This is a genomic window from Streptomyces bacillaris (assembly GCF_003268675.1).
Taxonomy (GTDB): Bacteria; Actinomycetota; Actinomycetes; order Streptomycetales; family Streptomycetaceae; genus Streptomyces; species Streptomyces bacillaris.
In genome coordinates this window covers 6,521,270-6,534,325 of sequence record NZ_CP029378.1, presented here as the reverse complement: position 1 = coordinate 6,534,325, position 13,056 = coordinate 6,521,270, and the positions used below count along the sequence as shown (strand labels likewise).

9 protein-coding genes and 1 pseudogene are annotated in these 13,056 nt (G+C 71.5%); 3 read left to right on the top strand and 7 right to left on the bottom strand.

Going from position 1 to position 13,056, the window contains the following annotated elements; all coding sequences use genetic code 11:
- The 3 genes from DJ476_RS28450 to DJ476_RS28440 are packed head-to-tail and all read right to left on the bottom strand — an operon-like array spanning window position 1 to window position 3,140.
- Window positions 1-1,533 carry a tripartite tricarboxylate transporter permease gene (locus DJ476_RS28450; RefSeq protein WP_112491859.1) on the bottom strand — a complete coding sequence of 511 codons (1,533 nt, stop codon included), beginning with the start codon at window positions 1,531-1,533 and terminating at the stop codon, window positions 1-3.
- A gap of 3 nt (window positions 1,534-1,536) precedes the next feature.
- The gene (locus DJ476_RS28445; RefSeq protein ID WP_112491858.1) at window positions 1,537-2,160 is read right to left on the bottom strand and encodes a tripartite tricarboxylate transporter TctB family protein; all 624 of its coding nucleotides are present in this window, start codon (window positions 2,158-2,160) and stop codon (window positions 1,537-1,539) included.
- Window positions 2,157-3,140, bottom strand: coding sequence for a Bug family tripartite tricarboxylate transporter substrate binding protein (locus DJ476_RS28440; RefSeq protein ID WP_112491857.1), 984 nt, complete (start codon window positions 3,138-3,140; stop codon window positions 2,157-2,159). The genes DJ476_RS28445 and DJ476_RS28440 overlap by 4 nt, the downstream gene beginning before the upstream one ends.
- A 148-nt stretch (window positions 3,141-3,288) precedes the next feature.
- Here DJ476_RS28440 and DJ476_RS28435 point away from each other — a divergent pair, with 148 nt between their 5' ends.
- Window positions 3,289-3,942 carry a response regulator gene (locus tag DJ476_RS28435; protein WP_222518183.1) on the top strand — a complete coding sequence of 218 codons (654 nt, stop codon included), beginning with the start codon at window positions 3,289-3,291 and terminating at the stop codon, window positions 3,940-3,942.
- A 183-nt stretch (window positions 3,943-4,125) separates the two neighbouring features.
- Here DJ476_RS28435 and DJ476_RS28430 read toward each other — a convergent pair whose 3' ends face one another.
- Window positions 4,126-4,935, bottom strand: coding sequence for a hypothetical protein (locus DJ476_RS28430; RefSeq protein WP_112491856.1), 810 nt, complete (start codon window positions 4,933-4,935; stop codon window positions 4,126-4,128).
- Between the two features lie 371 nt (window positions 4,936-5,306).
- Between DJ476_RS28430 and DJ476_RS28425 the strand changes: the two are divergent.
- Window positions 5,307-6,370: pseudogene (locus DJ476_RS28425) on the top strand (lytic polysaccharide monooxygenase auxiliary activity family 9 protein).
- A 114-nt stretch (window positions 6,371-6,484) separates the two neighbouring features.
- On the opposite strand, the gene DJ476_RS28420 reads toward DJ476_RS28425, so the two are convergent.
- From DJ476_RS28420 to DJ476_RS28410, 3 genes are all read right to left on the bottom strand, one after another.
- Window positions 6,485-7,378, bottom strand: a complete 894-nt coding sequence (locus tag DJ476_RS28420; RefSeq protein ID WP_103418656.1) for an esterase/lipase family protein — start codon at window positions 7,376-7,378, stop codon at window positions 6,485-6,487.
- Window positions 7,379-7,652: 274 nt separating this feature from the next.
- On the bottom strand, window positions 7,653-8,654 hold the full coding sequence (locus DJ476_RS28415) for a DNA polymerase Y family protein (RefSeq protein WP_103418707.1): 1,002 nt from the start codon (window positions 8,652-8,654) through the stop codon (window positions 7,653-7,655).
- Entirely contained in the window at window positions 8,651-12,235 is a 3,585-nt protein-coding gene (locus tag DJ476_RS28410) for a DNA polymerase III subunit alpha (RefSeq protein WP_112491855.1), read from the bottom strand. Before DJ476_RS28410 ends, DJ476_RS28415 begins: the two co-directional genes overlap by 4 nt.
- 263 nt (window positions 12,236-12,498) lie before the next feature.
- On the opposite strand from DJ476_RS28410, the gene DJ476_RS28405 reads away from it, so the two are divergent.
- Complete coding sequence (locus DJ476_RS28405) at window positions 12,499-12,996, top strand: phospholipase (protein ID WP_103418654.1); 498 nt, start codon at window positions 12,499-12,501, stop codon at window positions 12,994-12,996.
- The last annotated feature ends 60 nt before the right edge of the window (window positions 12,997-13,056 follow it).

Genomic DNA, 13,056 nt, shown 5'->3' with positions numbered 1-13,056 from the left:
TCAGCCACCACTGACAGCGCCGGTCTTCCCGCCCTCCTCCCGGTCGCCCCGCCGCCGCACGACGACCAGCCGGTACACCAGCGGCCAGGCGAGGATCAGCGCCACGATCGCGTAGACGGTGACGGAGAACGGGGTGTTGACGAGTCCGGTGACGCTGCCGTCGCTGATCTGGAGCGCGCGGCGCAGTTGCTGTTCGGCGGCCGGGCCGAGGATGACCCCGATGACGGCGGGGAGCACCGGCAGCCCGTACCGCCGCATGCCGAACCCGATCAGGCCGATGATCAGGAGGATCACCAGGTCCAGGGACTCCCCGCCGACCGCGTACGCGCCGACGGCGGCGAAGAAGAGGATGCCCGCGTAGAGGTAGGGGCGCGGGATCCGCAGGAGTTTCGCCCAGACGGGGGCGAGCGGCAGGTTGAGGGCGAGCAGCAGCACCATGCCGACGAAGAGCGAGGCGATGAGCCCCCAGACCAGCTCGGGTTCCCGCTCGAACAGCAGCGGCCCGGGCTGGATCCCGTACTGCTGGAAGGCGGCGAGCATCACGGCGGCGACGGCGGTGGTGGGCAGACCGAGAGTGAGTATCGAGACGAGCGTTCCGGCAGCGGAGGCGGAGGCCGCCGACTCCGGTCCCGCGACACCTTCGATGGCGCCCTTGCCGAACTGGGCGCGGTGCCTGGAGAGCCGCTTCTCCGTGACGTAACTGAGGAAGGTAGGAATCTCCGCACCGCCCGCCGGTATCGCGCCGAACGGGAAGCCGATGAGCGGACCGCGGAGCCAGGGCTTCCAGGTGCGGCGGAGGTCGCTGCGGCCGAGCCAGGGACGCCCGACGGGGATCGGCTCGCCGGTGGTCCGGCGCAGATGGGCGGCGACCCAGAGGGCCTCACCGATGGCGAAGAGGCCGACCGCGACGATCACCACGTCGACCCCGTCCGCGAGTTGGAGGGAGCCGAAGGTCAGGCGCTGCTGGCCGGTCATCTGGTCGAGGCCTACGAGTCCGATGGTGAGGCCGATGAGGAGCGAGGCGAGCCCCCGGACGCGGGAGGCGCCGAGGACGGAGGTGACGGCGATGAAGGCCAGCACCATGATCGCGAAGTAGTCGGGGGCGCCGATGCCGATGGCGAGGGAGGCGACCGTCGGGGCGAGGGCGACCAGCAGGATCGTGCCGATCATCCCGCCCGCGAAGTGGCCGATGGCCGCGGCGGCCAGCGCCTGGGCGCCGCGTCCGGCCTTCGCCATCGGGTTGCCCTCGATCGCGGCGACGACGGCGGCGCTCTCGCCGGGGGTGTTGAGGAGGATCGAGGTGGTGGAGCCGCCGAACATCGCCCCGTAGTAGATCCCGGCGAACATGATGAACGCGCCGGTCGGGTCGAGTCCGTACGTCACCGGGAGCAGCAGCGCCACGGCCATGGCGGGCCCGATGCCGGGCAGCACCCCGATGGCGGTGCCGAGCAGGACGCCGATGGCGGCCCACAGCAGGTTCATCGGGGTGAGCGCGGTGCCGAAGCCGTCGAGGAGGGAGTTGAGGGAGTCCATCGGTCAGATCACTCCCATCAGCGGGCCGCCCGGGAGGGGGACACCGAGGAGGTTGTCGAAGAGGAAGTAGGTGGCGAGGGAGAGCACGGCGGCGATGAGCGGATCGCGGTCGTAGTGGCGGCTGCCGAGCGCGTAGGCGGAGCCCCAGAAGAGCAGGGCCCCGGCGATGGGGAAGCCGAGGGGGCCGATCAGAACGGCGGTGGCGAGGAAGACGCCGCTCAGCAGGAGGACGGTGCGCCAGTCGGCGGGCTCGTCCAGGTCGACGTCCTCCCCGCCCTCGGCCTCGCCGCGTCCGCCGCGCAGGACGTCGACGGCGAGGAGGACGGCGACGAGGAGCAGCGCGGAGCCGACGACGAAGGGGACGGTACGGGGGCCGATGGGGCCGCGCTGGGCGATGTCGACGCTCATGGTGAGGGCGTCGGTGAGGACAAGGGTGCCGATGGCGAGGAGGAGGACGCAGACGCCGAGTTCGGAGTGGTCGCGCAGCCAGGAGCGGGTGGTGGTGCTCTGCTCCTGGGCGGGCTCTCTGTCGGAACCTGTGGCTCCGGCAGGCCCTTGGGATTCGTCGGGCCCGGTGGATTCGGCAGGCCCCTGGGATTCGGCAGGCCCGGTGGATTCGGCGGTCACAGCCCCAGCTCCTTGAGTACGGTGCCGACGCGCCGGTCCTGCTCGTCGAGGAAGTCCCCGAAGGGCTCACCGGCGAGGAAGGCGTCGTCCCAGCCGTTCTTCTCCAGCGACTCCTTCCACTCCTTCGACGCGTGCAGCTCGGTGATCAGGCCGATGAGCTTGGTGCGTTCGGCGTCGGAGAGGCCGGGCGGGGCGACGATGCCGCGCCAGTTGGTGAACTCGGTGTCGAGTCCGGCCTCGCGCAGGGTGGGCGCCTCCATGCCGGGCACCCGCTTGGGGCCGGTGACGGCGAGGAGGCGCAGTTCGCCGGCCTCGATCTGGTCGCGGTACTCACCGAGGCCGGAGACGCCGAAGCCGACTTTGTTGCCGAGGACGGAGGCCAGCAGCTCGCCGCCGCCGTCGAAGGGGACGTAGTTGACCGCCTTGGGGGCGATCCCGGCGGCCTGCGCCATGAGCATGGGGGCGAGGTGGTCGGGCCCGCCGGGCGAGGATCCACCACCGACGGGCACCGCGGCCGGGTTCTTCTTCCAGGCGGTGAGGAGGTCACCGATGGTGCGGTACGGGGAGTCCTTGCCGACGACCACGATGTCCGGCTCCTCGGTGAGCCGGGCGATGGGGGTGGTGTCGGCGAGGGTGCTCGGGGACTTGTTGGTGTGGACGGCGCCGACGACGCCGAGGCCCATGGAGAGGGCGAGCTTGCCGTTGCCGTGCTCACCGACGAGCCGGGCCAGCCCGACCGTACCGCCGGCTCCCGGCAGGTTGAACACCTCGATGTTGTGGGTGAGTCCGGCGTCCTCGGCGTTCCTGGCCATGGTGCGGGCGGTGATGTCGTAGCCGCCGCCGGGGGTGTTGGGGACCATGAAGCGGAGCCCGGGGATCTGGGTGCCGGTGTCGGAGCCGTCGCCCGTGGCGAGCAGGGGCGGCCCGACGAGCACCAACAGGGCGGCTCCGAGCAGGGCGAGGGGAGTGCGCAGTCGCACGGGTTCCGCCTTTCGCTGTGAAGTGGCCCACATGTTGCCCCCGCGTTACGGGCATGTCTCTCTTCCGGAATCAACGGACGTTGTGGTCGTTGCGGTCGCGCCCTAGCGTGTCGGCGTGACGACGGTGCTGGTGGTGGACGACGACTTCATGGTCGCGAAACTGCACAGCCGTTATGTGTCCGCGATGGACGGCTTCACGGTCGTCGGGGTGGCACACAACGGCGCCGACGCCCTGCGCGCGGCCGAGCAACTGTGCCCCGATCTGGTCCTGTTGGACATCTACTTGCCCGACATGGACGGGATCGACGTCCTGCGCGCCCTGCGCACGGCGGAGGAGCGGGACGCCTCGCGCCCCAGCACGGACGCCCTGTTCATCACGGCGGCCAAGGACGCCGGAGTGATCCGGGCGGCGCTACGGGCCGGGGCTCTGCACTACCTCATCAAGCCGTTCAACCGGGCCGCCCTCCAGGAGCAGTTGCGCCATGTCGCCGCCCTCCGCACCCGCCTGGACGAGTTGGGCGAGGCCCGCCAGGAGGACGTGGACCAGATCTTCGGCCCCCGCCCGCCCGGCTCCCGAGAACTCCCCAAGGGCCTGGCCGCCCCCACGGCCGACCTGGTGGAACGCACCCTCCGCGCCCACCCCGAGGGCCTCTCCGCCTCGGAATGCGCCGAGGCAGGCACCCTGTCCCGGGTCAGCGCCCGCCGCTACCTGGAGCACTTCGTCGGGACGGGCCGGGCGGAGGTGACCCTGCGGTACGGGGGGACGGGGCGGCCGGAGCGGCGGTACCGGTGGGTGGGGTGAGGCGTCGGCCGGGAGGCAGGGGCGGGAGGGCCTGCAAAGGGGGCCCCACCGACTGGCGGGGCCCCCTTGCGTAGCTGAGCTGAGCGGGCCGAGTGTTCCCGCGAGAGCGGATGAGCGGTCGTTCAACCACGCGGCGAACTGCACCCGTCATTCTTGTTCAGGTGGCTGGTTCGGCGGCCCATGTCACTCCACTTCGGGATCGTTGGCATGCATATCGTCCCGGACCTCGTCGCATCGCTCCTGCAGTTCCCGCAGCAACGAAATCATCAGCATGATCGCGACAATTGCGTGCCCTTTGCTGAGGTGTCCGAGTGAGATGCTGTGCACCAAGGCATGACGGGAAAGCTGCTCGGGAACCTCGTGGCCTTTGTGCGCCCAATACTGTGCGTACAGCGGGAAAAGCGGGCTCAGGACAGTCTGCCCTTGAGGAAACCAGTCGCTGTTGGAGACCACTGCCTTGGCAATGTCCTGGAGCCCCTTGTGCTTCTTGCTTCGGTCAACCCGGCTTACTTGATGAGCCAGTTCCTCGACCGCCAGTAGCGCCATACAGGCGGCCGTCTCCGGATGACCGTCACCCCAGGCTGCTACGACCTTGGCCGCCATCTCAGGAGCGTCTCCGAGCCACTCGTCGTCGCAGTATTCGGCCGTCTCCTTGCACAGCATCCGGATTTCGTCTTGGTGATCAACGAGGACTCCCAGCCGCGCGTCATGGTCGCCGGTATCGAGCAGATGTCGCAGCACGTGGGCAGGGGCCACCCACGACACGGGTATGCCGCTGTCCTTCGCCAGCCGGTGAAGTTCCTCAGGAGTAGCACCTGCGCCCCACCAGTTGGGCCTCCGGCTCACCGCGTACATGCCCGGCATCGGACGGATTCCGTCGCGGGTCGAGTCGTAGCTGTCCCACGCCGGCTGCGCGGCTCGGATGCTCTTGAAAGTGGCGAAGCGGGGACGGAAGGGCTCGTGGTCCTGAGACACACCCTGCTGCTCGGTCATGCTCCTCATCCTTCCGGCGTGGAGCGACCATGTCTGCCGAATCCTCCGAATGCGCTGCCATCGCTCATAGGTCAGCGACCTGCGTCTCGTCCGGGTGCGCGCAGGAACGCGGGGCCGATCGTGATGATGTCACCGCCACCGATCGAGTGACTGTTCCATGGCGGTCTCCGCACAGGCCGGCAGGCTTCGATCCCCCACAGCGCCCTCCCACCTCAGCGCCCTCTTAGCCCCTCCTTAAAAGGACCATAAGGATCTCCTCCACCCCGTCCCAGCAGGGGTTTTCGGCGTTTCGAGGGGCTAGCTTGCTGAGCGCCGGGACGGATTCAGGGACCGGCGACCCACTGTTGTGCCGCTGTGAAGGAGAACCCTCCATGACCGCTCGTCGCAAGGCCGCCGGGATCGTTGCCCTCGGTTTCGCACCGTTCGCACTGGCCGGACTCGCCGCTGCTCCGGCGCTCGCGCACGGTTCGCTGACGGACCCGGTGAGCCGGGTGTCGGCGTGCTTCGCGGAGGGGCCGGAGAGCCCGGTGTCGGCGGCGTGCAAGGCGGCGGTGGCGGCGGGGGTACGCAGGCGCTGTACGACTGGAACGGGGTGAACATCGCCAACGCGGCTGGCAAGCACCAGGAGTTGATCCCGGACGGCAAGCTGTGCAGCGCCGCCAACGACAAGTTCCGCGGGCTCGACCTGCCGCGCGCCGACTGGCCGGCCTCCCCCGTGAAGGCGGGCAACCACACCTTCAAGTTCCGGGCCACCGCCCCACACAAGGGGTCCTTCGAGCTGTACATGACCAAGGCGGCGTACGACCCGACGAAGCCGCTGGCCTGGTCGGACCTGGAGGCGAAGCCGTTCGCCGAGGTCACCGACCCGAAGCTGGTGGACGGTTCGTACGTCTTCGAGGGGAACATCCCCGACCGGGCGGGACGCCAGCTGATCTACACCGTGTGGCAGCGCTCCGACTCCCCCGAGGCCTTCTACGCCTGCTCCGACGTGATCTTCGGTGGTGGGTCGGGCAGCGCCGGTGGGGGCGAGGCGCCGGCGGAGGAGAAGCCTGCGGGTGAGGCGCCCAAGACCGACGGTGGCGCTCCCGCTCCTGCGCCCGCACCCTCCGCTCCCTCCGCGCCTTCCGAGGACGACATCGCCAAGGGCGCCGAGAAGTCCTCCGTCGAGCACAACGGGCACGGCGACGACGACGCCAACACCGGCGCCAAGGTCAATGTCGCCGCCCCGGCCCCCGGGGAGAAGACCGAAGCCGAAGGCAATGCGCCGCAGGCCAACGCCGTCGGGCAGGGCGACGTGCTGGCCGAGACCGGAGGGTCGAGCAGCAGCACCTACCTCGCGGTGGGCGGGGCCGCCGTGCTCGCCGCCGGCGCGGGCGTCCTCTTCGCCTCGCAGCGCCGCCGGGCCACCGCCTCCGGTGGCCGTCACGGGCGCTGACCCGCTGAAACGCTGCCGCCCCGGGCTTCCGGGGTGAGGCAGGCGTAAGAAAACGGGCCGAGGCCGCTGTCCGCCCCACCGGACAACGGCCTCGGCCCTTGGCGATTCCGGGTGTCAGCCGATCACCGAGGCGCAGGTCGTGGGCGTGGCGCGCGCCGGGTCCAGGGCGTTGTTCACCTCGTGGAAGGCGATCCGGGAGACGGTGGCGATGGCCAGGTGCTCGGACAGGTCCAGCGGGCACAGGTCCTGGAGCAGGACGTTGCGCACGTTGGGGCCGTCCAGGTACTGCGTGCGGTACGGGGTCACCACCTGGTCGTACTTGGTGGCGATGACCGTGTAGCGGACGCCGGGCACGGTGTCGCCGCCCGCCGTGAGCTTGGTGATGAAGGGCGAGCCCACGACCTGGTCGGCGAGGGCGGGGGTCTTGTCGTTGATGAACTTCTCCACTCCGGGGAAGTACGGCAACAGCTTGGTGAGGCCGAGCAGAGTGGTGCCGTGGTTGCTCGGGGCGATGCCGACCAGGGCGTTGACCTTGGCCGCGCCGCCGAGGAACTTCAGGTAGTAGTTGGGCATCATGCCGCCCTGGGAGTGGCCGACGATGTCGGTCTTCGGGGCTCCGGTGGCGGCCAGCACCTTGTCGACGAAGACGCTGAGCTGCTCGGCGGACTTGTCGACAGGTCCCAGGCCGTGGAAGAACGGCACGCCGGGGAGCTGGCCGTAGTCGAGGGAGAAGACGCAGTAGCCCCGGTTGACCAGGTAGGGGGCGAGGCCCAGCCAGTTGTCGATCGAGTTCCCGAAGGTTCCGTGGACCAGGACGACGGGGCGGGGATGGGCGGCGGAGGGCTTGCAGGAGTAGTCGTTCCAGCCACGTGAAGTGGCCGTCGCGGCGGTGGGGGTCGCCGCGGTCGCGGTCGCCGTGGGGGCGACCAAGAGGGTGATGGCCAGGAGGAAGGCGGCGAAGACGCTGCGCGTGCGGGGGACGCGCGCAGCACGGAACCAGGGCAGCATCGTGTGGTCTCCTTGCGGCTCAAGGGAGGTGCGATGGCGGTGCGCCCTGTGGCCCGGACCACAAGCTTTATGTGCTCATGCCAAATTACGCACGGGTAGGGTTCGGTGGGAAGTTACGCGTCGGTAAAAAGTGGCTCGGTCTCGCCGTCGGATGAGTAAGGGGATGCCTGGCCCCTCTTCCGCCTGGTGCCCGGACGCCTCTGGCTCGTCAGCCCCGGATGTGCGGCTCCGTTCCCCGGACGCCGGAACGCCCCCCGCCCGTCAACCCCGCCGTTCAGGCCGCCAGGCCCGCCGGCTTCACCGCGCCGGGGCCGAACTTCTCCCGCAGCCGGTCCGCCACCTCCTCGATCCGGTGCGACCGCTCGTCCGCCGGGTCGAAGGTGAGCTGGCGGGAGGCGCGGGCGGCATCGGTCAGCCCCTCCGCGCGCAGCGCGATCCCCCGCACCCTGGCCCGCTGGAAGCCGAAGGACTCGTGGATCCGGTAGGCGAGGGCCGTGAGCGCGGCCGAGTGCGCCGTCGGCTCCCCCAGCGCACGGCTCCGGGTCAGCGTGGCGTAGCCGGTCCGGTCCGCGTACCGCACCGAGAGGGCCAGCGACCGGCACACCTGCCCCTCGCCCCGCAGCCGCGCCCCCAGCTCCTCGGTGAGCGAGAGGAGGGCGCGGCGGTGCTGCTCGGGGGCCAACTCGTCGTACGGGAAGGAGCGTTCGGCGGCGATCGAGCGGGCGGCGGCGTTCGGGGTGACGCGGGTGCGGTCGATGCCCCGCGCCCGTTCCCACAGCTCGCGCCCGGTCCGTACGCCGGTGATGCGCTGGAGCGTGGCCAGGGGTGCGGCGGCGATCCGGCCGACGGAGTCGAGCCCGTAACCGCACAGGGTGCGGGCCATGGACGTCCCGACGCCGTCCAGGGCGGCGGCCGGGAGCGGGGCGAGGAACGCCGCCTCCGCGCCCCGGGCCACCACGAAGGTGGTCCCGGGTGCGGCCCGACGGGCGGCCATGCGGGCCACCATGGGGTTGGGCCCCGCCCCGATCGCGCAGTCCACGCCGTGCAGGGCGAGCGCCCGGACCCGGATCACCGAGGCCAGGTCCTCCACGTCCCGCCCGAAGTAGCGGAGCGCGCCGCCCACATCGGCCAGCGCCCCGTCGGGCGGGGCAGCCTCCACCACCGGAGTGAACGCGCCTAGCAGGGACAGCAGTTCGGTGTAGGCGGCGCTGTCGGGAGGGCCGCCGGCGGTCCTGCGGAACCGTAGGTACAGCACCCCTGCCGGGTCCTCCGTCATCCCGCGCTCCCCTGCGACCGGTGCCACAACTTCCTTCCGGTGGGCGTCCCTTCACCGGGTGGCTGGAGGTCGGCCCAGGGGTTCATCTCGTAACCGGTCTCCATCCGTATACGACGTCCCGGCCCGGGCTCCGCTTCCCCGGCGCCCTCCTCCGGCTCCTCCGCCAGTCGGGCCGCCACCGCGTCCAGCCCTCCGGTGCGCCGGAGTTCAGCCAGTTCGGCGAGGTTCCAGGCGGCCTGCCCCACCACGCTCAGGCCGCGCGCGCCGCGCCGCTGCACCACTCCGCGTACCAGCAGCAGCCAGGAGTGGAAGACGGTGTGGGTGCAGGCGGCGTGGCTGTCCTCGAAGAACGCCAGGTCGGCCAGGCCCGTGCCGTCGTCCAGGGTGGTGAAGACGACCCGGCGGCCGGAGCGCATCGGGGGCGTCTGGGTGGCCACCTTCGCCCCGGCGACCAGCACGGTCTCGCCGTGCCGGGCCTCGCGCAGCCGCTTGGCCGAGACCACTCCCAGCTCGTCCAGGAAGGCCTGGTGGTCCCCCATCAGGTGACGCGAGACGTCCATGCTCAGCACCCCGAGTTCGGCGCTCAGCCGCTCCGCCTCGTTGAGGTCGGGCAGCCCGAGCGAGCCCGTACGGTGTCCGCCATCCAGCGGGAGCTGCCCGCCGCGGGCTCCGGAACCGGGGCTCCGGTGGGCGCGGTGGAGTTCGGAGAGGTGCAGCAGCAGATCGCGGCGGTTGGCGCCGAAGGCGTCCAACGCGCCCACCTGCGCCAGCCGTTCGGCCACCGGGCGGCCCGGCCGGGCGCGCTGCCAGAAGTCGAGCAGCGAGGTGTACGGCTGCCCCTCCTCGATCCGGGCCGCCTCGGCCTCGCTGATGCCGTGGACGTCCGAGAGGGCGAGCCGCAGTCCCCACACCCCCTTCTGGTCCCGGGCCTGTCCCAGATCCTCATCATCAGACACCAGTTCGATTCTATGAGCGACCGCCGACCGGTTCACGTCCAGCGGCAGCACCGGCACCCCGCGCCGCCGGGCGTCCGCGAGCAGCAGCCGCTTCGGGTACATCCCGGGATCGTGCGTGAGCAGACCGGCATAGAAGGCGGCCGGATGGTGCGCCTTGAGCCAGGCCGACTGGTAGGTCGGTACGGCGAACGCGACGGCGTGCGCCTTGGCGAAGCCGTAGCTGCCGAACGCCTCGATGATCTTCCAGGTGTGGGCGATCACCTCGGCGTCGTATCCCCGGGCCGCCGCGCGGAGCGGGAACCACTCCCTGATCCGGTCCAGCGACTCCGGGTGCGAGAGGCCGCGCCGCACCCGGTCGGCCTCGCCCCGGCCGCAGCCGGTCATGATGTGGATCATCTCGATGATCTGCTCGTGGAAGACGACCACGCCGTAGGTCCCTTTCAGCGGTTCCTCCAGGTCACGGTGGGGGTAGCGGACCGGCGCGCGGCCGTGCCGGGCCTCGATGAACGGCCGCACCATGTCGGCGGCGACCGGCCCCGGCCGGAACAGCGAGATGTCGACGACCAGGTCGTGGAAGGTGGCGGGCTGGAGCCTGGCGACCAGGTCGCGCTGGCCGGGCGACTCGATCTGGAAGCAGCCCAGCGTCTCGGCGGAGCGGATCAGCCGGTACGTCTCCGGGTCGCCCTGCGGTACGGCGTCCAGGTCCACCTCCGTGCCCGAGGCCCGTTTCACCTCGGCGACGGCGTGCGCCATCGCGGACTGCATCCGTACGCCCAGCACATCGAGTTTGAGCAGCCCGAGGTCCTCCACGTCCTCCTTGTCGAACTGGGACATCGGGAAGCCGTCACCGCTGGTCGGCACCACCGGCGTACGGCGCATGAGCCCGGCGTCCGAGAGCAGCACCCCGCACGGGTGCATGGCGATCCCGCGCGGCAGCGCGTCGAGCCCCTCCACCAGCTCCCAGAGGCGCCCGTACTTCTCCTGGTCCCGCGCCACCTGCTTCAGCTCGGGCAGCTCCTCCATCGCGGCGCGCGCGTCGCGGGCCCGGATGTGCGGGAACGCCTTGGCGAGCCGGTCGGTCTCGGCCGGGTCCATGGAGAGCGCGGCCCCGACGTCGCGGATCGCGTGGCGCACCCGGTAGGTCTCGGGCATGGCGACGGTGGCGACCCGTTCGGGGCCGAAGCGTTCGATGATCCGACGGTAGACGTCGAGCCGGCGGGCCGACTCCACGTCGATGTCGATGTCGGGCAGGACCATGCGGCGCTCGGAGAGGAAGCGCTCCATGAGCAGCCCGTGCTCGACGGGATCGGCGTGGGCGATGCCGAGGAGGTGGTTGACCAGGGAGCCCGCCCCGGAGCCGCGCGCGGCGACCCGGATGCCCATCTTCCTGACGTCGTCGACTACTTGAGCAACCGTCAGGAAGTACGAGGCGACACCCCGGTGGGCGATGATGTCCAGCTCCTCGTGCATCCGCTCCCAGTACGTACGGTCGCGGTCGTAGCCGCGCAGCACCATTCCGGCGGCGGCCCGGGAGGCGAGCACCCGCTGGGCGGTACGCCGGTCGGCGCCGACCAGGTGGGGCTCGGGGAAGTGGATGCCGTCCAGCCCGATGTCGGTGACGGGGTCGACCCGGCAGGCCTCGGCGGTCTCCCGGGTCTCCGCCAGCAGCCGGGCCGCCGCGCCCCGGCCGAGCCCGGCGGCGGAGGCGATCCGCTCGGCGGTCTCCCGCATGGCGCCCTCGCCCTTCAGCCAGCGCTCCCCGGTGTCCAGGGGTGAGCGGCGCGGGTCGAGGGGGACGAGCCTGCGGGCGGAGTCGAGGATGTCCGCGATGGGCCCCTGCCCCGGGCCGGCGTACCGGACGGCGTTGGTCAGCACGGCCCGTACGCCTTGGTCGGCAGCGAAGCCGAGGATACGGGCGGCCAGCCGCAGCGACCCGGCCCCGGCGCCCGGGCGCCCGTGGTCGACGGCTTCGAGGCGCAGGGCGTCGCCGTACAGCTCCCGCCAGGGCGCGAGGAGCGCGGCGGCCCGGTCGGGGCGGCCCGCGGCGAGCGCCCGGCCCACCTCGGAGGCGGGCCCGAGCAGCACGGTCAGCCCGTCGGCGGGCAGCGCGCCCCGGCCGACGACGGGCGGACCGGCGACGGAGAGCGGGCCGGATCCGTCGAGCGGGCCACCGGCTTCACCGACGCCCCCGGCACCCCCAGCGCCCCGCGCCCCGTCGGCCGTCCCGCTCCGCGCATGGGCGGCGGTCACCAGTCGGCACAGCTCGGCCCAGGCGTGCGCGCCGTCGCGGGCGAGGAAGGTGACCCGGGGTGCGGATTCATCGACAAAGGCGCCCCCGCGCGCAGGGGTGCGCGGGCGCACCGTCCGGCGCGCCTCCTCCCCGTACGAGGCAACCGCGAGGTCCACCCCGAAGATCGGCCGGACCTCGCCTCCCCCCTCGGTCTCGCCCTCGGCCCCCATGCAGGCCTTGGCGAAGCGGATCGCTCCCGCGAGGGTGTCGCGGTCGGTCAGCGCGAGCGCGCGCATCCCCTGCCCGGCGGCACGCTCGACGAGCCGCTCGGGGTGCGAGGCCCCGTACCGCAGGGAGAATCCCGAGGCGGTATGCAGGTGCGTGAAACCGGACATCCGCACCTCCTGGACCGTTCCGACCGTTCTGTCACTCACCACCCCCTGCTCTCCACCATAGACCAGCTTCGAACATTCGTACGATAACCGGTGTGCACCCCTTTCCGGGCGGCCCGGACCAGGTGACGTACAGCCCAATTCCCGAGGTCGGGTCGGCGCAGGGGGTAGGCATGACAGGTGCATGACGACATTCTGGAGCGGCCTCGTCCACCCGACGAGGAGCACGGCCGGGACCACTCCTTCCACCCCCACGGAGGTCGCTCATGCGTCGTCGTCTCATGGCCCCGCTCGCCGCGGTCGCCCTGTCGCTCCCGCTCACCCTGATCAGCACCACCTCGGCGTCGGCCGCCCCCGCCGACAAGCCGCAGGTGCTCAGCTCCTGGACCCAGACGAGCGCCGCCAGCCACAACGCCTGGAACGCCGCCCGCAACAATCAGGGCGCCTGGTCCGCGTACGGCTTCGACTGGTCGACCGACTACTGCAGCAGCTCCCCCGACAACCCCTTCGGCTTCCCCTTCCAGACCTCCTGCGCCCGCCACGACTTCGGCTACCGGAACTACAAGGCCGCCGGCACGTTCTCCGCCAACAAGGCCCGGCTCGACTCCGCCTTCTACGAGGACCTCAAGCGGGTGTGCGCCGCCTACTCCGGTGCCAAGCGGACCTCCTGCAACAGCACGGCCTGGACCTACTACCAGGCCGTACGCGCCTTCGGCGTCGCCCCGGCCACCGCCGAAGCCGCCCACCTGGCCAAGGCCGCCTGACCCGCACCCGGCCCCCGGCACGGACGCGACGGACACACGGGAGAGGCCCCTGGCACGGGA